The following is a 20,361-nucleotide window of genomic DNA, read 5'->3' on the forward strand; positions in this document are numbered from 1 at the left end:
GAACATCATTAGGAGCTTATATATTCTTTAAATATTTTGTTTATCTTCTTTCATTATTCTTATATTATCTATATAAAATTCTGTTGGTAATCCTGTTTTGGGATATATAAACTTTAACTGAAGATCTTTAGTAATTTCATTTATCTCTGTTCCATCTACTGCTTTCAGAACTGTTGATTTCACTTTTACCCATTTACCTTTTTCAGCTACAGTTGAACATGAAAGTTTTGCATTCATGACTCCTTTACCTTTTCTTACATAAGAAATATCAATATTGGACATATAATCTTCCTCAAGAAAAATCATAGCTTCTATATAGTATTTATCAGCAGGTAATTCTGGTTTGTCTTTGTCTCCCATTGCATTTGGAGTAGTAGCAAAAAATACACCTGTTGAAGATAAAGCAGGATCTCCATTAAACAATATAGATTGTTCTTTTCCTGTTTTAGTATAACTCTTATCAGTTGTCACACTCATGATACTGGAATCATTTATCCACCACTTACCTTGTGTACCTTTGGGTTTTGTCAAATTATTAGATTTATATGTATCAAAAGAAAAATAATTCTCTTGAACATGTGTAAGTACAGATTTTAATGGTATCTCAGGTATTGGAATCATCTCTGCTTTTGGTATTGCTTTTACCATATATGCTGTGTTTTTATCACTTTCCAATCCATCTTGAACAGAAGTTACAATAAATGTATATTCTTTTCCATTAACAAGGGGAGAGATAACTGTTGAGTCAGTAACTATTCCTTCTTTTACAAGTTTGTAATTATTAGAGTCTTTTAAATAAACTTTGTATTTTTCTGCATCATCAACTGGATTCCAGCTTAATCTGATACCTGAATCAAGTGCTTCTGCTTTAATATAAGTAGGATTATCAGGTACTTTCTTAGCTACAGGTATCACTTTTAATTTTACTGCTTCTTCTATATCACTTTCCCCTTCCTCATTTTCGGCTGTTACTATATATGTATATTCCACATTATTTAATAAATCTGTTATTTGGTAACAAGTATCATTAATATCTTTTTCCAACAACTCATAATTATTATTATTAACTGAATATACCTTATAACTATCTGCATTATCTGTTGGTAGCCAGTTGAGTGTTATAAATTCATCAAAAGCTGATGCTACAGCTACTGGATTCCTTAATTCATGGTTAGTGTCTGGTCTAGCCCAAGGTACCTTACTTCCCACATTCAAGAATAATACTCCTTCAGAAGGCAATGTTATTGAATCTGACATCTCTTTACCAGTTAACATATCAATGATTACAGCATTAGGATTATCTTTATTTGTTATATCAAGTTGCGCAGTACTCTTTCCTACATTTATTATCGTAACAAGCTTGTTATCAGCACCATCACCATCTACAACTCTCCATATACATCCCTTTTTCTGTGAACCATTTATCTCTTCAACATTTACTAAAGGCTTCTTATCATCAATGAGGTCAAATGCTTTAGTACTTATATTGGAAATACCATTATTAACTTTTATAAGTTTCCCCTTACTTTTATTAAGTTTAAGTGTACGAAACTGATTATACTCATTTTTAATTAGGCTTTTATTATCTACGATTATTGTTCCACCATTATCAAGATATTCCTGTAATGCCAAAAACTCATCATCGGTTACACATGGAGTATCATAAATAACTATTTCGTCAAAGTCTTCTTTCTTATTACGTATTATATCTTTAGTTGCAAAACCTATTGGTAACCCGTTAAAATACATAGATTCATATAAATTGAATAATCTATTAATCTGTTCTTCATCATTTATATTTGCTGTCTCTGAATAATAGATTCTTATAGGTTTTTCCTGTCTCTGAAATTTAACAATATCAGTAGAGAATGCATTAAGATCCATCATAGTCTGAGTATATTCATTAGCAACTCTAGGCATCTGCGCACAAGACCCAGGATAACCTTTAGCCAAATTCCCTGAATCTGCAAGAATCCTAGGTTCTATAGAACCATCTCCATATCTACCCCAATACCAAGTTAAATTAGCATTCATACCTAAAATAGTTGCAAGCCAGTACGTTGAGCGAACATATTCTGGTTCCATCTTATTATCTCGAAATCTTGTTGTTGATATAAAATGTGATTCTGAATTAACATTAATCTTGTCAGGTCCCATAGAGCTTAAAATATCATATGTCATAGCAATTTCTCTCCAATAGTATGCATAATCTTTTTCCCAGTCTTCTTTTTCTCTACTATTAAAATACTGCTTGCGTATCGTTGCATCATTCCCTATATATTCTGTAAGATTAGTTAGTGCTTCTACATCTATTCCATGGTCACGGCTTCCACTATTATCAGTAAATATCTTAGGCATAATTTTAAGATGTGTATAGGCGTCTTCATCATATTTCTTAATATTATCATGTAGGAAAGTAAACCAATCTGTAACACGTTCCATATTAAAACGGCTATAGTCATACATTTTTGGAGTACCTCTTAGTGCTGAAACATCTATTGGAATACTAATTGTTATTTCATCAAAATTGTTATAATCTGTTTCCCATAATTGATTCAACTCATTAATATCATTGTTATGTTTTTTTTGCAACCAACTTCTAAACCTACTCAAAGTTTCATCACTTATTCCATTTTTCACAACAAAATATGAATCTTTATCTGCATACCAATGAGGTTCATTACTAAGAATATATCCTAATTGAAGATAATTTTTGTCTTTTATTTTAGGGACTAGGTCTTCAATAACTTTTGACCAAACATTTCTTATGTTAGGATTATCAATATCGTATTGTGTGTATTTTGGTATTCCATGTGTAACATTCTCTTTTCCGTATTTATTGATAAACCATTCAGGAATAACTTTTCCAGAATGCCACAGCATCATATATCCTATATTATCTTTCATGGGCAAATACTTATTTTCATACTCTATGATATCTGAATACGCTTTATCTGTAAGTCCTCCATTTTCTTTTTTAGATAAGTATGCACTCATACATAGTGGATGAGCAATATTACCAAGATAATCATTATATAGATTTGGATCGTCTTGATCTGCACCATGTGCCTTAGAAAAATAATCATATAAAAATACTGGTTTCCCATTACTGTTATAGAATTGGTCATCTTTTACCATAATGTTATCCCAATCTACTTTATTTACAGTTTTTCTTACATTTTTCCCAGAAATAACATCCTGTAGATCATTAATAGATTTTTCTAGCATTTTTAATACTTCACTACGTTCGTAATTTGGAAGTTCATTTGCTAATTTTTTAGTATCTTCTGTTTTGTACATAGGTGCACAATCAAACAAATATTTATTTTCTTTAATATGCAGATCATCATAATCCGCAAATTCAAGAAATTGTTCTGACATCCATATTGTACAATTTTCTCTTTCAGTATCATAACCCTCATCTTCTGCCTGCTTAGCTAGTTCTTTTAAAAGTAATAATTTCACTCTTGCTTCTGATTCAATACTTTTTCCATTACTTTCATACTTATCCTTCACTTCCCCAGCAAAAATATCTGATGGTCTTATCACACTGAATAATGTAAAGACACAAAGTAATACCCCAATAAAACTTTTTGCTCTTCTCATAATCATCCTCCATAAATTTAATTTTATATGAACTAATGATAATATGTAGCATGACCAAAATATATATACATTTTTTTAGAACACCTTACATTTTTTCATATGATTAGCCATGCAAAACTCTGTTATGCTATATAAAACAAGGCTTCACGAATATATTATATGTTGATTTCTCAGTCTATTACATTGTTGTAAACGAATTTTATATATGATAACATGTTTTTTACCATACTAAATATTAAGAACAAAAGGAGTGTATACTATGAGTAATCTAAGTAATTTTAATCCACCTAGAACAGGAGAAGCAAAACTTACTTCTGGTTTCTTTGCAAAGAGAGTCGATAATTATGTAGAAATCATCAAAAACATGGAGAATGCTCTCTTAGAAGAAAATAATGCTGCTAGACTACTTAACTTCGGTATAGCCGCAGGTAAAATTAAAGGTAAATTCTATATGAATGAATGGTCAGACGGTGACTGCTACAAATTTATCGAAGGATGTTCTAATCAATACGCAGTTACAAAAGATAAAAAAATACTTGATATTATTAATAAATATATTCCATGGATTGAAGCCACTCAAGAAGAAGATGGTTATATCTGTACTCAAGTCCAATTAACAGACCTTAAAAGATGGGCTAAACCTGCGAATCATGAACTTTATAATTTCGGGCATCTATTTACTGCTTCATGTGTCCATTATGAAGCCACTAATGATGATAGATTATTAAATGTGGCAAAAAAAGCTGCAGATTATCTATGCACAATATTTATACCTATGAATACTGAACTTGGAAATTTTGGTTTTAACCCAAGTCAGATAATGGGATTAGTAGAGTTATATAACATAACAAAAAATGATAATTATCTAAAACTTGCTGATATATTCGTTACCATGAGAGGTACTAAGATTGGTAATGGTGACCAAAATCAAAATCGTGTACCACTACGTGATGAATATAAACCTGTTGGTCATGCAGTTACTGCATCGTATTTATACGCAGGGGCAGCTGATGTTTACGCTCATACGAAAGATAAGCGACTTCTTACAGCCCTCGAACGTATATGGAATGACATGATAGATAGAAGAATCTATATTACTGGAGGTGCATCTCCTGTCTATGTTGGTATATCAGAACGTGGAGATAGAATTCAAGAAGCCTTTAGCGATGAGTTCAATCTTCCTAATAGAATTTCATATAATGAAACATGTGCTAATATTGCAGTTGCCATGTGGGCACTACGAATGTATAATCTCACAAGTAAAGCTACATATGGAGATTGGATGGAAAACATTTTATTGAACTCAGGTATATCTGGAGCAAGTCTTGATATGACTAGATATTTCTATGCTAACCCTTTATCTCACCGCGTCAATGAACGTATCAAACCAACATTTGAGCAGTACACTCATGTACCCAATAAGCGTTTTTATACTTTTGACTGTTGGTGCTGTCCACCTCAACTATGGCGTACATTCACAGGAATGCCTAAATGGATTTATTCAATAACCGACAATGGAATTTCAATAAATCTATTTGCAGGAAGTTCCCTTAACACTCATTTATCCAATAATGAACCTGTTAAAATTAATATTAATACTAATTACCCTTGGGAAGAAGAAGTAAAAATAGATATCATAGAAGCACCTTGTAATGGTATGAATCTTACATTCCGTATTCCTTCATGGTGCAACAACGCAACATTTAACCATAAGCCTATTGAAAGTGGTATACATAATGTTATTGTCAAAACTGGTGAGATATTAAATATCGTCCTTCCTATGAAACCTACTCTATACACTGCAAATCCATTCATTGAACAGGCAAACGGTATGTTAGCAGTTAAAAGAGGACCCGTAGTATACTGTCTCGAAGGTTGTGATATAGATAATGAAATTTCCATAGATGAACTTGCGATACCTGTTCAAGCTGAATTTACTGAAGAAATCATTACTGAATTGCCATATAATATGGTTGGTTTAAAATCTGAACTTATACACAGACCAAAAGGAAATAAAATATATTATCCAGTTATAGAGGATGACGTCCAAAAAGTTTCTGTAAGATTTATCCCCTATTTTGCATGGGCTAACAGACAAGAAAGTGATATGAGCGTCTGGTTGCCAAGAGCTTAAAACATTAATTCTATTATTACTAACTCAGCTTTCCCACTCTATGTAGACAAGCTAATCAGAAGGCTATACAGAATAAACATTTATCTACCTGAATTAATTTAAATTATAGATATGATTATATAGATTAAGGACTATAATCTATTCTTAGATATGATTATAGTCCTTATATTACTTATCATCTAATTTTTACAGTTCTGTTAAGAAGTTCATTAATTCTTATATTTATCTAGAGGTATATGACAATACCCCTTAGGATTCTTCTTCAAATATTTTTGATGGTACTCTTCTCCATTAAAAAAACATTTCAATGGTTCAATAGCTGTAACAATAGGGGCTCTATACTTAACTTGTTGCCTTTCCTTGGACTCTTCTATTACTTTCCTATCATCCTCATTAGTATAAAAAATCCCCGTACTATATTGTGACCCTATATCCGGTCCCTGACGATTTAAGGCAGTGGGATCAACAATCTCCCAATAAGCATCTAATAACTTCTCCAAACTAATAACACAATCATCATATTCAACATATACCGCTTCATAATGACCAGTAGCAGAAGTACATACTTGTTCATAAGTTGGACTTATCACATTACCATTAGCATACCCTACCTTAGTAAAAGTAACCCCTTTTAATAAATTAAAATACTCCTCAACACCCCAGAAACAACCACCTGCAAATACAATAGTTTTCATAATAATAATCCCTTCATTAATTTATTATAATATAACTCACCAATACAACATTGTTAACTAAATTCACTCTCATATTTATTATTATAATTGTATCCACTAATTATTATTCCGTCAATGTAATATTTCTTACCTATACTACCTCCAATCATCAACGAGTAGATAAATGGGTATAGAATAACAGTGACCAGGCCTGTTATCTATACCCATCTATCTACGATTGTCTTACACTATAATTCTATTTTTATTTCAATCCAAACATTTTCTCCTTCAGATCCAAATAATACAAATAATCCTCTTCCTTAACATTAGGAGGACATCTATGATCACAGAATGGTACATACCCTCCCTTTTCTACATAAGGAACCAAACTTTCCATATACACCTTAATAGCTTCTTTACCTGCACCCAACTGCATCTTATCGAATCCACCCATTATACGTAATTGTCCCTCATACTGATCTAACAACTCTCCGGGATGAGAACACCCATTAACTTCAAATGGGAATAGACAGTTGATTCCTCCTTCCAATAAATAAGGAAGAATAGGTCTTACATCTCCATCACAATCCGTATACCATATATCAATATCATATTCCATCAACTTCTTCTTGATTCTCTTATATCTTGGCATCACAACATCCCTAAAAAATGGAGCTGACACTATAGGACCATTTTTGAAGCAGATATCTTCCCAACCACACGCAAAATCAAAATCAAAATGAGGTAATACCTGATCCAAGAAATCTTCAACCATCAAGCAGCAAGTTTCAACCATATCCTCAACCATATCCGGATAATCATAACATGCATAAGCTAACCCTTCAAAAGTCAACATATCTCTGATCTTACCGATCATAGAACCACAATCAACTCCAAGAGGATAATCTCTATCATTAGGATGTAACTTTTTCAATGCTTCTATATCAACAATTCTATCTGGATCATCTCTTCTGAATCTCTCTTCTTTACATTTCTTCCAATCATCAGGAGTTACTATAGAAGCTTTTATGAAATGCGGTATAGTATCATGAGCATCTTTTGGTGTTTCTGCCAATAATCCATCCTCATTAATTAATATATTAGTATCCTCTCTCTCTTCAACAACCTTACATTCAAAAGAAGGACTCATCCATATATTTCCTCTAATATAAGCTAATTTATCAAAATTAAAAAATATATCTGCTTGTTCATTATTAGTAATATTATTATCTCTAAACAACTTCCACTGTTCAAAGTTTTCATCCCAATATCCAAATTCCATGTTGAAACATCTGTCTACTGGCTTATAATGCATCTGATTAATAAACCTTTCTCTATCAGTCATAGTACCTTTCCATTTATCCCTTATGGGCTTAAGTTGCATAATATTCCCTCCAATATATAAATAGTTTACAATTCTCTATAACATTGATTATAATATAATTATCACTATAAATCATGATATAATATAATATAAAAATATAATAATATTGAACAATATAATCAAATCATAGAATCTGTTAGTTTTTCTAACAAATTCATATTATAAAAGGAGATCTCTAAATGGAAAGCGTATATGGATTGAAAAATACTTCTTGGTCAAAACATCATTATATAAGTCGTAAAGCTTCTTCGATATTTTATGAACTCCAATCAGGAGGACAATTTGACTGTACAAGTAAATACAGAACCAATAGAACTAACTATAATACTATGCTTCTCTTATTAACAATTGATGGTGTTGGATATCTAAATTATAGAAATAAAGAATATAAAATTTCTAAAGACACTGGTTTCTTGATTGACTGCTCTGAACATCAATTATACTACTCAGATAAAAACGACTTATGGAATATGCTATGGATTCATTTTAATGGTTGTCAAAGTAAAGCTTACGTACAAGAAATACTACATAGAATGGGACCTATCTTTGAAGATAAGAACCATAATATTAAAAATATGGTTTTATCTGTCCATAGACTTCTTAAAAGTGAAAATAGAAATATTGACATACTTTTTTCAAAATACATTGTTGATATAATGAGTGATATTTTGATGACTGGAATAACAGAAGGTTACGATACATTAAAAGAAGATATTATTGATGAAGCAATATTATATATTAATATGAATCTTACCAAAAATATTCAGCTGGAAGACCTATGCAAACATGTTGGTGTAAGTAAATCTTATTTAATAAGGAAATTCAGAAGTGTCACAGACTACAGCCCCTATGAATACATACTACTCCAAAAATTATCGGAAGCCAAAATTTTATTGATTCATTCTAATAAAAGGATTCATGAAATAAGTTTATCCGTAGGTTTTGAAAGTGTAAGCCATTTCATAAAATACTTCAAAAAAATAGAGGGGATAACCCCTCTGAAATATAGACAAATCTGGTCTTAATTATTTACCATAGATTGGTCCTAAGTTTTTACATGCTCTATAATCCGCACCTTGTAGATCATCAAGTCCGAATGCTCCCCAAGTCTTAGGTCTGAAGATTCTTTCTTCAGGTACATTGTGCATAGCTACAGGTATTCTTAGCATAGATGCAAGTGTGATGAGATCTCCACCGATATGTCCATAACTTATTGCACCATGATTAGCTCCCCAATTATTCATTACAGAATATACATCCTTGAAAGCACCTTTACCTGTTAAGTTTGGTGTAAACCAAGTTGTTGGCCAAGTTGGATCAGTTCTCATATTAAGTACATCGTGTATATCTTTGTCAAGGTCAACAGTATAACCTTCAGCTATCTGAAGAACAGGTCCAAGCCCCCTAACAATATTTACTCTTGCCATTGTTACAGGCATTTCACCTTCTGTCTTGAATGTAGAAGAATATCCTCCACCTCTAAAATATCCTAAACTTGCAGGTCCCCATGTAGTAGCTTCAAGACACTTCTTGGATTCTTCTTCAGTAATTTCCCAGAATGGCTTCATAGCAGGTTTTCCATCTCTTGATTGTTGTCCTGTAGCATCAAGAGTTGTAGAACCTGAATTGATTAAGTGGATTATTCCATTAGCTGCTTTTCCTGTCAATTCTTTCCCTGTAACACGTTTTACTGATTCTTTACTCCAATAAGTTCTTACATCTGAGAATATCTGAGCTGTTCCAGTAAGTAAATGTCCAAATAACATTGGTACAGCATTAAGAGAATCATTCTCTGTAGCGAATACAAACGCTTCTCTAATACCATTCCAATCAAAAGATGAATTAAGAATAGTTTCCATAAAGTCACCATTAGGCATAAAATCTGTCCATTGTCTTTGACCTTGGAATCCACCAACAATAGCATTGTGTCCACATGATTCTTCTACGTATCCAAGCTCTGCAAGACGAGGATTACCTACCATTAAGTCTTTTGCGATAAGAGTCATCTTAACAACTGTTTCCCACTCTTTATCCTTCTGCTCTCTGGTATGTATCAATTCTTTATCATTTCGGTCTTCGCCTTCCACGCAATTTTCTTTTACCCAATTAAGAGCTTTCTTATATTCTTCTGGGTCATATATTTCATTATCGATACGTCTAATGAATTCTGACATATCAACATATTCGTTTCTCATTCCTAGATATTCTTGGAAAAATTGTGGATTAACAATAGAACCAGCAATACCCATTGCTGTATTACCAAGTGATAAATATGATTTACCTTTCATGGTAGCAACTGCTAAACCTGCTTTTGTAAATTGTAATAATTTTTCTTGTACATCTTCTGGAATAGATGTATCATCTGCATCTTGAACATCTTTACCATAGATTCCAAATGCTGGGATACCTATTTGGTCATGACCTGCTAATGCTGCTGCAAGATATACTGCTCCTGGACGTTCAGTTCCGTTAAAACCCCAGATAGCTTTTGGAGTTGATGGGTCCATATCAAGTGTTTCAGTTCCATAACACCAACAACGAGTTACTGTTATAGAAACACCAACACCTTCTTTTGCAAATTTATCAGCACACTTAGCTGATTCTGCAACACCACCTATAGTTGTATCTGCAATAACACATTCAACAGGCATACCATTAGGATGTGTAAGATTTCCTTCTAAAAACTCTTTAACTTTAATAGCCATTCCCATAGTTTGCTCTTCAAGTGATTCACGAACACCATTTCTTCTACCATCAATTGTTGGTCTTATACCTACTTTTGGCATTCTACCTTGTAATCTGTTTTTACCTGACATAATTTTTCCTCCTTAAAATTTATTAACCTTAACCCCTTATATTAGGGATAGTCTACTAATTTAAACAATATAGTAATCGTTTACTATAAATACAAAAAATATAAAAATATACATCTTCAATTTATACTTTATTTCGTTATATGACATAAAAATATATGTTATACGCTAGTTAATATAAAAATAAAAGAAATCAATTACGCAATATATAGTAATCGTTTTCTTTTATTATATAATCTTTTTATTTTTTAATCAAGTCATTTATCAACTTATTTTGAATATCCTATAGAAATTTTTTACATTACTCCAAAAGCTTTCATCCATTGTCTTGCTATTAATGCATGTCCTGCTTGTGTTGGATGAACTCCATCCAAAGTCCATTTTTCCATAGGTTGAACTGTTGCTGCTTTTGCAAATATACCATCAAGTGGAATAAACGTAGCATGAAACTCTCTTGCTAGCGATCTTACTACATGAATCTTAGGATCTAAGTCTTCTCTCCATTTACTCTGTCCTGCAGACCAACCTTCTGCTTCTTCGATTACAGGTAATAGAAAAGGCTCCATAATAATTATCTTGGCATCTGATTTCTGTTTTATATTAGTAAGAATTTCTCTATATGTAGCTTCAAAGCTACCAGCAGAAGTAGGATCGTTGCCATCATATCTTCGCCAGCAATCATTGATTCCTATTAATATGGAAACTACCTCTGGTCTTAGGTCTATACAATCTTCTTGCCACCTTTTTTTCAGGTCTGATACTCTATTGCCGCTTATTCCTCTATTAAGAAATCGTAATTGTTTTTCTGGTTGTAATGCTGTTATCCATGAAGCAACCATATTAGCATAACCAAAACCAAGTTCTAAGTTTTCATTACTTGTTCTTCCACAATCAGTAACACTATCTCCTTGAAATAGAATTAACGAATTATCTTTGACATCATTTATCATATATACTGCTCCTTTCATTAATCTGTCTATGAATGTAATAATAAAGATGATAGTATCATTATAACATGCTTATACTATTTTTAATCAAATAAACTTCTAATTGTAGAATATTATACTTATGATTAGCCCAAGATAAATATGAAGAAACCATAAAAAACAATATTAAGGAGGATGTATATATGGATAACGCTATGTTTTGTTATCAATGCGAACAAACAGCTGGCGGTAAAGGATGTACCAAAATGGGAATTTGCACCAAAGACCCAGATGTAGCTAAAATGCAAGACGTTCTCATCTTTCTATTAAAGGGATTAGGATACTACGCTACACAATTAATTGAAAATGGTCAAGATATATCTAGAGAATTAGGAGAGTTCTGTTCAGAGTGTGTTTTCGCAACACTTACTAATGTTAATTTTTCACCTGAAAGATTCGTTGAATATATCAAGAAAACCAATCACTATAAAAAAGACTTAATGAGTAAATCTTCAACTTCTGATGCACCTGAAGGAGCAGACTATATTGCTCCAGAAACGAAAGAAGAAATTCTCAGTATTCCTAATATGAAGAACTTAGGTGTTATGGATGATGAAAACTTAGATATGGATATCCGTTCATTAAGAGAGTTATTAATATACGGTATAAAAGGTATGGGAGCATATTTTCATCATGCATATGTATTTGGAAAATATGATGCTGAAATAACAAATTTCATATTCAAAGCTCTTGGTTCTACTCTTAATAAAAATCTAACTATAGAAGACTATTTTAATCTGAACATGGAACTTGGTAAAATAAATTTCAGATGTATGGAACTACTTGATGAAGCAAATACTGGTGCTTTTGGTAACCCAGAGCCCACTGAAATGTTGATAACCAAGAAGAAAGGACCTTTCATTGTCGTATCAGGTCATGACCTGAATGACTTAGGAGATCTACTTGAACAATCTGAAGGAAAAGGCATCAATATATATACCCATGGAGAAATGCTTCCTTGTAATGCTTATCCTGGTTTAAAGAAATACAAGCATCTAATAGGAAACTTTGGTGGGGCTTGGCAAGATCAACAGAAAGAGTTTGATAACTTACCTGGAGCTATATTAATGACCAGTAATTGTTTAATGAAACCAAGAGAAAGCTATAAAGACAGATTGTTCACTTCAAGCATTGTCGGCTGGCCTGATGTAACCCATATCTCTACTGTTGATGGTCATAAGGATTTCACCCCAGTAATTGAGAAAGCTCTAGAACTAGAGGGATTTACTGAAGATGAACCTGAAAAAAGAATACCTATGGGGTTTGCGAGAAATGCTGTACTTAGCAATGCTGATGCCATTATTGATGCAGTCAAAGCAGGAAAAATAAGACACTTCTTCTTAATAGGAGGCTGTGACGGAGCAAGACCTGGAAGAAATTATTATACAGAATTTGCTGAGAAAACTCCGAAAGATACTATTATACTAACTTTAGCATGTGGTAAATATCGTTTTAATAAATTGGATCTTGGTTCTATTGGACCGTTTCCTAGGATATTAGATGTAGGACAATGTAACGATGCATACTCAGCTATAAAAATAGCTTTGGCTTTAGCTGATACTTTCAAATGTGATGTAAACGACCTACCTCTATCTTATATAATTTCATGGTATGAACAAAAAGCTGTAGCAGTATTATTGACAATGTTGTACCTAGGATTAAAAGACATTTATCTAGGACCTACATTACCTGCATTTATCACTCCTAATGTTCTTCAAGTATTGGTTGACAAATTCAACCTTCAATCCATTTCAACCCCTGATAATGATTTACAAACCATTCTAGGATAGACACATTCTGTATGATAAAAATAAAAGCACAAAATCTGTGCTTTTATTTTTATCACCTATTTATACATATATCATATCAGGAATATAGTTTTCTACTTCCATACCATAGAGTCTACCTCTACCTCTGCCTCTGCCTCTTCCCCTATAATATGGTCTGTAATAAGGATATCTTCCGTAATAGTAAGGTCTTCTATTATAGTAATAGGGATATCTCCTATAGTATGGATTTCTCCTATAATAATAAGGATATCTCATGTAAGATGGATAATAGGGATATTGGTATTGATAAGGACGTCTTCTTCTTCCGAATCTTGTGGCTTCAATTTCGTTATACATATATTATCCTTTTCAGCTTTTTTAATATTATATGCATCAGCCATTATTAAAGTGATAGAGCTAACATATATACAATACCATATGAGATATATATGATTTAATACGAATTTATATTAAGTACTCAAAATATAAGGTTAGTTTATAGAAATTTCAATTTTAATAGTATACAACTATCTTAAATATTCATATAATTAATTCTAAGAGAATATTTCTAAAAATTAGTGGTTATCTATAGCAAAAAAATTTTTTATTTGTTACAATAAAATTAGTAAAAATTGAAGATCAATAAGCTTAGAAAGGATGTATGAAAATGGCAGAAATTACAGTAAATGAACGAATAGAACTTTTACGAAAAGAAATGAAGAAGAATGGGTTGACTGCATATATTATTCCTAGTGCCGACCCTCATCAAAGCGAATATGTAGCTGAACATTACAAAAGTAGAGCTTATATATCTGGCTTCACCGGATCATTAGGTACAGTTATCGTAACTTTGACAGAAAGCTGTTTATGGACTGACGGACGTTACTTCATACAAGCTGCTAAACAAATAAGTGACAGCGAAGTTGTTCTATACAAGATGTTAGAACCTGGAGTACCTACTTACCAAGAGTGGCTAAAAGAAAATATAGAACATGGTGAGAAAATAGGATTTGACCAAAGATTATTTTCTGTGAATGACATAAAAATGCTAAAAAACATTATTGGAGATAAAATAGAGTTAGTTGGAAATATAGACCTTATATCCAATATATGGACTAACAGACCCCCACTACCAATGGATCAAGTATTCTATCATGATATAGAATATACAGGACAGACAGCTCTTGAAAAAATCAATACTGTTCGTGCAGAAATGAAGAAGAAAGAAGCACAAGTTTATTTGATGAGTTCTCTTAATGATATTGCATGGCTATTCAATATAAGAGGTAATGACATAATCTATACTCCTATTACGTATGCATATTCAATAATTACACTGACACAAGCTATTTTATATATACAATTAAGCAAAGTTCCAGATAAAGTAAGAAAAACCCTGGAAGAACAGAACATCATAATAAAACCATATACAGATATTTTTGCTGACATAGAAACCATAACTAAGGATTCTTCAGTCATTTATGATCCTGCTATACTTAATTATGGATTAAAGTCCATGATTGCTCCTTCAAGCCGTATAATAGAATCAATAGAACCAACTGCCTTGATAAAAGCTAAGTTATCTAAAAAAGAAATTGAAAATCTAAAACAATGTGAAATAAATGATGGAGCAGCTTTAGTAAAATTCTTATACTGGCTAGAAAAGAATGTACCTAATGGTAATGTAACGGAGTTCTCAGCTTCTGAGAAGCTTACAAACTTCAGACAAGAATTACCTCTATATATTGAAGACAGTTTTGCAACTATAGCAGCTTATAAAGGAAATGCAGCTATGATGCATTATAAACCAGAGGAATCAACTGCTAAAACTTTGAAACCAGAAGGATTATTATTAGTTGATTCTGGTGGACAATATTATAATGGTACAACAGACATAACCCGTACTATAGTTTTAGGTGATATAACTGAAGAAGAACGACATGATTTCACATTAGTATTAAAATCACATATCGCTCTTGCAAAACTTATATTCCTACATGGCTCTACCGGTAGTAATCTTGATGCTATTGCAAGACAGCCAATATGGCAAGAATATATGGATTATAAATGTGGAACTGGTCATTCAGTTGGCTATTTACTAGGAGTTCATGAAGGACCATCTCGCTTACGAAAAGAACACAATAACGTAGTTATTGAAGCAGGTATGTACCTAACCAATGAACCTGGTATCTATAAAGAAAACAAACATGGTATTCGTACAGAAAATTCCATACTATCAAAAGATATCCTGAATAATAGTGATGGCTACTTTATGGGATTCGATGTAATCTCTTATTGTCCTATCGATTTAAAAGGTATTGACGAGTCAATGCTTACCAATGATGAAAAGAAATGGCTAAACAACTATCACCAAGAAGTATATGATAAGCTATCTCCTTACCTAAAAGAAGAGGAATGCTTATGGCTGAAAACACAAACAAAAAGCATATAATCTTTTGGTAGTATTACCAACATATACTTGTAGAATTTAAAATATTATTCATTTATAATAAGCCTATCTTAATAATTGGGGAGGAATTATAAATGAAAAAAATCAAAAAAATAATTCTTATAACAGTTTTTTCTTTCATTCTTATTAATACTGTAGCATATGCAGCAAACTTTGATTTATACGGAAGTATTTTGAACTCAATTGAAGCTATCAAAGATGCAGTATTGAAGAAAGATTCAGGTTTAGGAAGAAACACAAATGATGCTATAAAAAGATTAGACAATTATATTAAAGAGTATAATACAGATCTTAAAAGCGACTTGGAATCTTACAAACAAGCAAAATCTGAAGATGCTAAAAAAGTTGTAAATTCAAAAGTTGATGAAGCCATCAAAAAATTAGACAAAGAAAAATCTAAACTAATATCTGATTATCAAAAGGAAATTGATAAACAAATAGATTCTGAACTTGAAAGAGAACTTGATAGATTACAAAAACATTATTCCATAGACTAAAGCCCTAGGCTTTAGTCTTGTTTTTTATTTCATCAATCTACCTACATTAAATTAAAGGTGAAAAAGTTGGATTACTTATTTATAAGAGTTAATACATTTTCATAAATTGGCATCGCAGATTGTGCTCCCATACCTGTTGTCGCAAGTCCTCCAACAGCGTTCGCAATCTCAACACATTTATCTAAATCGTATCCTTTACTTAATGCGAATGCAAATCCTGCATTAAAAGAATCCCCAGCCGCAGTTGTATCGATAGCATCTACTTTATAACCTTCTACATGGATAATATCATTCTCGTCAATTATATAAGCTCCATTTTTACCTGCCTTGTGAATTACTTTTCCAACACCACTATCTAATAATATAGAAACTGCCTGTCTCAAATCATCCTGTGAATTAATCTTTGTCCCTGTAACTATTTCAAGTTCCGTTTCATTAGGTGTTAGATAATCTGTACACTCCAACAACTCTTTTGGTAATTTAACTGCTGGTGCAGGATCTACAATAACAACTTTATCATGCTCTTTTAATTTTTTTGCAGCATATACTACGGTTGACATAGGTATCTCTAACTGAAATAAGAATATGTCATATTCAAGAAGAGTTTTCATATTGTTATCTATATATTCCTTATCAACTTCGTTATTTGCACCTGGTATAATGATAATTTTATTTTCGCTGGATTCCTCTACTTCAATTATCGCTGTTCCAGTAGAAACATTTTCTTCATTTTGTATATACTTGTATTCCACATTACTGTTTTTCAGATTTTCAATATATTCTTTACCGTACATGTCATTACCTATCTTACCAAACATAGCTACTGTAGCTCCTAACTTTCCAGCTGCAACTGCCTGATTACCACCTTTACCTCCGCAATATAGATTAAAATCATTTCCTAAAACAGTTTCTCCTGATTTAGGGAAATTTTTAACAGTGGTTACTAAATCCATATTAATACTACCGATTACACATATTTTTTTCATATTACTCCTCCATATTAATAAATTTAATAGTAATCAATTTCTATACATAATATATTAATTTACTATATAAATAAAGAATTGTATAGTAAATAATTGTCATTTTTAAGTAAAATCAATAAATACATATATTTAACACCCAACTAATAATATGATTACCTAGTTGATATACTATATGTATATATTTATAATATTAATTAAAAAGTAACTCCAGCTACTAAAATAATATTGGCAAAAGATATAATTTCACCAGTCCTTATGATTGCTTCACAATCCCCTGATAGTTTCTTAAAATCATTATGTGAAATATATTCTACAGGAATATTGTCAAATCTTTCCAAAATTTTCTCTAATAACTCCGGACTCCTAGATTTGATTTCTTCTGCTAAAATCACTTTCTCTACACATAACTCTTCTAATACAGAGTCAAGTCCTTGTAAAAATGTTGGTATCTTATTAGTTAAGGCTATATCAATTTTTCTTGTTGTCCTAGGTACCGGAAATCCAGAGTCAGATATGCATAACATTTGAGTATGTCCGATTTTTGAAATTTCGTAACTGATTTCACTGTTGATCAATTTTGTTTTTTTCATTATTACTCAATCCTTTATATAAGTTCATATGATTAGTCTATTTAAAAGTTCTTTTTACTAATTCTATAAATTGTTGTAGATGTTTTGGTGTATTATCACAAGTTCTAATGTCCTTTAATATTATTTCAACATTACAATCTTTTGTAATTTGTGCAGTTTCTTTTAACATTCTAGTCATCTCTGGTTCGTTAATGCCAGTACATACTTTTGCTGGGTTCGGTTTCCATGAATATATTGCTCTATTTTTAATGTTTTCAGCAGCTATCCTTACATCTGACCAAGGACTGACACTTAATCTTCTGATATTAGGCAACTCTCTAAAAATCAAATCAAATTTTGTATCAAGTGGCTCACAGCATCCATAACATGCTAAACCAAATTTTGATAATCCTCTTATTTGATATTTAAGAGCAAATTTTTCGTACATATCATTAGAAACATTACTGAATTCTTGAGAATCAGCAAATCCCCACATATCACTGAGCATTACTTTATTATTGTCTTTAACTGGTACATTACTATATCCTAATCCACCAGAACCTGTATAAATGTTGGATTTATTATCAAACAACATATTATTCTTTTCTAGCTTCTCTAGCAATCTTACCTTACTATCTGACATATGTCCTATAATACTTTCTATTAAATCAGCATGGTCATAAAGGTCAAACATTAATTCTTCCAAACCCTTCAGATGTACTAATTCTATTAAAAGACTCTGAACTAATACCGTGTATGGAATATTGAATTCTATATCAATGGTATTATCTATTGCTTCTTCATATTTATCTTTCAGCCTTGTATACTCAATTATATCTGGAATAAAATCAACTTCATGATTCAGAAGAGCCTCAACATTAGCTTCATCTTTAAGGTAGTTGTTAAGATGATATGCATCTTTGGAGATACCATAGGAATCAATATTGATTCCCCAAGCTGTCTTTTGATTAGAATCACCATACATAAAACCTGTGTATTCTCCCGGCATATCAAATCTTACAACTGGTTCAAAAGCAAAATCATCCTCAAAATGATGAAAATGATAAATATATCTTCTTAATCTTACTTCTAATTCTCTTAAATCCTTATCTTCAGTTTGCAATGTTTCATTAGGCACTAATTCTACCCAACCGCCGTCATCATCAGGACAAATCCATAATAATGGTTCAGTATTACCTTTTAAATCATTATGATCCGCCCATTTCTGAGCTTTTAGTCTGTTTTTAGGTAAGCTTGATATTTCTTTCAGTTGTTTTGCTAATTCTCTTATGACTTTAACTTGTTCTTTATAATCCATTTCATCACCCTATTTAATTATTTTAGTGTATTGCATATTATAGTAACTTAATAGGTATATTTCTTAGCTTCATTTGCAAATTTTTTCAATCTATCCACAGGTGTTTCAAAGAAATGATCACTTGTCGACAATATATATCCACCATCTTGTCCATATATGTTAAATAATCTCTGTACTTCATTTTCAATAGCAGTATCATTTCCGTTCTCTAATATATTCAATTGATCCATTCCACCAATTAATGCCAGATCATTATGAAGAGTATTATATAGTTGTATGCCATCTTGGTCAGTACCTATATCACCACCCATACCTGTTGGAGATAAAGTTTCTGATACATCACAATGATTAATTTTTATAAGATCTAATATTTTCATCATTCCACCACAAGTATGATATACTACAGGATAATTAAGTGTATGAAGTGCATCATGTATTTTTATGTCATAAGGTGTACAGAATTCTTCATGTAAACTAGGAGAAATAACAGTATTAGAAGATGCTCCACCACCTGTTTCTATTAAATCAAAAGACAGACCTTTTAGATTCTGTTCTATATATTTTAGTTTCTGTTCTAACAGAATATCCAAGAATTCATGAACCCATGTAGGATTATCAAATGTTGCCATAATAAGTTTTTCTACTCCAAATAACTCACAAGCATCTTGCCAACATCCTCCTTGTTTACCCATAAGAAAGGTCCTTAGTATTCCATCATCACCTAATTGGTCATAGACTTTTTTCACTTTGTCTCTTCTTAATTTTGGTATGGGCTGATATTTTTTCAGAAGGTAAATATCCTCTTCTTTTTTAACGATGGGATCTACAACCCATGTGGTCATAGCATTAGTTCCTTCAGAAGTAGTAAGTATACCCTCTGGAGTATTGATCTTATAGTGTTTCACATAATAATTTTCTTTGTACTCCATAGTTGTAGTAACTTGCCATTTTTTTGATATAGGTTCTTCAACTTCAAAAAAAGTAATTGATGCATCTAAACCACATAATTTATTAGCCTCAATATCACTAATATCATTCATATATTTCTTTAAATGATAAGGCTGCCATTGATGTATAGTAACTGGTAATCTATCAGGTTTTTCTCTTTTAATAGCCAACATTAATCTTTCTTTTGAAGTCATATGTTTTACCTCC

15 protein-coding genes are annotated in these 20,361 nt (G+C 31.7%); 5 read left to right on the forward strand and 10 right to left on the reverse strand.

Annotated elements, in window-relative coordinates; genetic code table 11:
• Window positions 1-27 precede the first annotated feature (27 nt).
• Entirely contained in the window at window positions 28-3,606 is a 3,579-nt protein-coding gene (locus tag QMG30_RS03500) for a beta-galactosidase (protein WP_281812268.1), read from the reverse strand.
• Between the two features lie 259 nt (window positions 3,607-3,865).
• Between QMG30_RS03500 and QMG30_RS03505 the strand changes: the two genes are divergently transcribed.
• Entirely contained in the window at window positions 3,866-5,740 is a 1,875-nt protein-coding gene (locus QMG30_RS03505) for a glycoside hydrolase family 127 protein (protein ID WP_281812270.1), read from the forward strand.
• A 209-nt stretch (window positions 5,741-5,949) separates the two neighbouring features.
• Here QMG30_RS03505 and msrA read toward each other — a convergent pair whose 3' ends face one another.
• The gene (gene msrA, locus QMG30_RS03510; RefSeq protein ID WP_281812272.1) at window positions 5,950-6,435 is read right to left on the reverse strand and encodes a peptide-methionine (S)-S-oxide reductase MsrA; all 486 of its coding nucleotides are present in this window, start codon (window positions 6,433-6,435) and stop codon (window positions 5,950-5,952) included.
• Window positions 6,436-6,676: 241 nt separating this feature from the next.
• Window positions 6,677-7,798, reverse strand: coding sequence for a uroporphyrinogen decarboxylase family protein (locus QMG30_RS03515; RefSeq protein WP_281812274.1), 1,122 nt, complete (start codon window positions 7,796-7,798; stop codon window positions 6,677-6,679).
• 179 nt (window positions 7,799-7,977) lie between these two features.
• On the opposite strand from QMG30_RS03515, the gene QMG30_RS03520 reads away from it, so the two are divergent.
• Window positions 7,978-8,823 (forward strand): helix-turn-helix domain-containing protein, encoded by an 846-nt coding sequence (locus QMG30_RS03520; RefSeq protein ID WP_281812276.1) that lies wholly within the window; start codon window positions 7,978-7,980, stop codon window positions 8,821-8,823.
• Here the strand turns inward: QMG30_RS03520 and QMG30_RS03525 are convergent, their stop codons facing one another.
• Together QMG30_RS03525 and QMG30_RS03530 are read right to left on the reverse strand one after the other, a co-directional pair.
• A complete protein-coding gene (locus QMG30_RS03525) occupies window positions 8,824-10,614 on the reverse strand; it encodes an L-fucose isomerase (protein WP_281812278.1) in 1,791 nt (596 codons plus the stop codon).
• A 293-nt stretch (window positions 10,615-10,907) separates the two neighbouring features.
• A complete protein-coding gene (locus QMG30_RS03530) occupies window positions 10,908-11,561 on the reverse strand; it encodes an SGNH/GDSL hydrolase family protein (RefSeq protein WP_281812279.1) in 654 nt (217 codons plus the stop codon).
• 179 nt (window positions 11,562-11,740) lie between these two features.
• Here QMG30_RS03530 and hcp point away from each other — a divergent pair, with 179 nt between their 5' ends.
• The gene (gene hcp, locus QMG30_RS03535; protein WP_281812281.1) at window positions 11,741-13,387 is read left to right on the forward strand and encodes a hydroxylamine reductase; all 1,647 of its coding nucleotides are present in this window, start codon (window positions 11,741-11,743) and stop codon (window positions 13,385-13,387) included.
• Between the two features lie 60 nt (window positions 13,388-13,447).
• Here the strand turns inward: hcp and QMG30_RS03540 are convergent, their stop codons facing one another.
• Window positions 13,448-13,723, reverse strand: a complete 276-nt coding sequence (locus tag QMG30_RS03540) for a hypothetical protein (protein ID WP_281812283.1) — start codon at window positions 13,721-13,723, stop codon at window positions 13,448-13,450.
• Window positions 13,724-14,033: 310 nt separating this feature from the next.
• Here QMG30_RS03540 and QMG30_RS03545 point away from each other — a divergent pair, with 310 nt between their 5' ends.
• Together QMG30_RS03545 and QMG30_RS03550 are read left to right on the forward strand one after the other, a co-directional pair.
• Window positions 14,034-15,818, forward strand: a complete 1,785-nt coding sequence (locus tag QMG30_RS03545; protein ID WP_281812285.1) for an aminopeptidase P family protein — start codon at window positions 14,034-14,036, stop codon at window positions 15,816-15,818.
• A 92-nt stretch (window positions 15,819-15,910) separates the two neighbouring features.
• Window positions 15,911-16,333 (forward strand): hypothetical protein, encoded by a 423-nt coding sequence (locus tag QMG30_RS03550; protein WP_281812287.1) that lies wholly within the window; start codon window positions 15,911-15,913, stop codon window positions 16,331-16,333.
• Between the two features lie 71 nt (window positions 16,334-16,404).
• On the opposite strand, the gene rbsK is transcribed toward QMG30_RS03550, so the two are convergent.
• The 4 genes from rbsK to QMG30_RS03570 form a co-directional block, all read right to left on the reverse strand.
• Window positions 16,405-17,319 (reverse strand): ribokinase, encoded by a 915-nt coding sequence (gene rbsK, locus QMG30_RS03555; protein WP_281812289.1) that lies wholly within the window; start codon window positions 17,317-17,319, stop codon window positions 16,405-16,407.
• Window positions 17,320-17,513: 194 nt separating this feature from the next.
• On the reverse strand, window positions 17,514-17,909 hold the full coding sequence (gene rbsD / locus QMG30_RS03560; protein ID WP_281812291.1) for a D-ribose pyranase: 396 nt from the start codon (window positions 17,907-17,909) through the stop codon (window positions 17,514-17,516).
• Window positions 17,910-17,946: 37 nt separating this feature from the next.
• Complete coding sequence (locus QMG30_RS03565) at window positions 17,947-19,206, reverse strand: hypothetical protein (RefSeq protein ID WP_281812293.1); 1,260 nt, start codon at window positions 19,204-19,206, stop codon at window positions 17,947-17,949.
• A 47-nt stretch (window positions 19,207-19,253) separates the two neighbouring features.
• The gene (locus QMG30_RS03570) at window positions 19,254-20,348 is read right to left on the reverse strand and encodes a uroporphyrinogen decarboxylase family protein (protein ID WP_281812295.1); all 1,095 of its coding nucleotides are present in this window, start codon (window positions 20,346-20,348) and stop codon (window positions 19,254-19,256) included.
• Between the last annotated feature and the right edge of the window lie 13 nt (window positions 20,349-20,361).

The sequence above is a fragment of the Vallitalea longa genome (genome assembly GCF_027923465.1).
Classification (GTDB): domain Bacteria; phylum Bacillota; class Clostridia; order Lachnospirales; family Vallitaleaceae; genus Vallitalea; species Vallitalea longa.

Excerpts from the sequence above, each read along its gene's own strand:
- rbsK (WP_281812289.1), bottom strand. The coding sequence starts at position 17,319 with ATGAAAAAAATATGTGTAATCGGTAGTATTAATATGGATTTAGTAACC.
- QMG30_RS03505 (WP_281812270.1), top strand. The coding sequence starts at position 3,866 with ATGAGTAATCTAAGTAATTTTAATCCACCTAGAACAGGAGAAGCAAAA.
- QMG30_RS03550 (WP_281812287.1), top strand. The coding sequence starts at position 15,911 with ATGAAAAAAATCAAAAAAATAATTCTTATAACAGTTTTTTCTTTCATT.
- QMG30_RS03540 (WP_281812283.1), bottom strand. The coding sequence starts at position 13,723 with ATGTATAACGAAATTGAAGCCACAAGATTCGGAAGAAGAAGACGTCCT.
- QMG30_RS03545 (WP_281812285.1), top strand. The coding sequence starts at position 14,034 with ATGGCAGAAATTACAGTAAATGAACGAATAGAACTTTTACGAAAAGAA.
- hcp (WP_281812281.1), top strand. The coding sequence starts at position 11,741 with ATGGATAACGCTATGTTTTGTTATCAATGCGAACAAACAGCTGGCGGT.
- QMG30_RS03515 (WP_281812274.1), bottom strand. The coding sequence starts at position 7,798 with ATGCAACTTAAGCCCATAAGGGATAAATGGAAAGGTACTATGACTGAT.
- rbsD (WP_281812291.1), bottom strand. The coding sequence starts at position 17,909 with ATGAAAAAAACAAAATTGATCAACAGTGAAATCAGTTACGAAATTTCA.
- QMG30_RS03500 (WP_281812268.1), bottom strand. The coding sequence starts at position 3,606 with ATGAGAAGAGCAAAAAGTTTTATTGGGGTATTACTTTGTGTCTTTACA.
- QMG30_RS03525 (WP_281812278.1), bottom strand. The coding sequence starts at position 10,614 with ATGTCAGGTAAAAACAGATTACAAGGTAGAATGCCAAAAGTAGGTATA.
- QMG30_RS03530 (WP_281812279.1), bottom strand. The coding sequence starts at position 11,561 with ATGATAAATGATGTCAAAGATAATTCGTTAATTCTATTTCAAGGAGAT.
- QMG30_RS03570 (WP_281812295.1), bottom strand. The coding sequence starts at position 20,348 with ATGACTTCAAAAGAAAGATTAATGTTGGCTATTAAAAGAGAAAAACCT.
- QMG30_RS03520 (WP_281812276.1), top strand. The coding sequence starts at position 7,978 with ATGGAAAGCGTATATGGATTGAAAAATACTTCTTGGTCAAAACATCAT.
- msrA (WP_281812272.1), bottom strand. The coding sequence starts at position 6,435 with ATGAAAACTATTGTATTTGCAGGTGGTTGTTTCTGGGGTGTTGAGGAG.
- QMG30_RS03565 (WP_281812293.1), bottom strand. The coding sequence starts at position 19,206 with ATGGATTATAAAGAACAAGTTAAAGTCATAAGAGAATTAGCAAAACAA.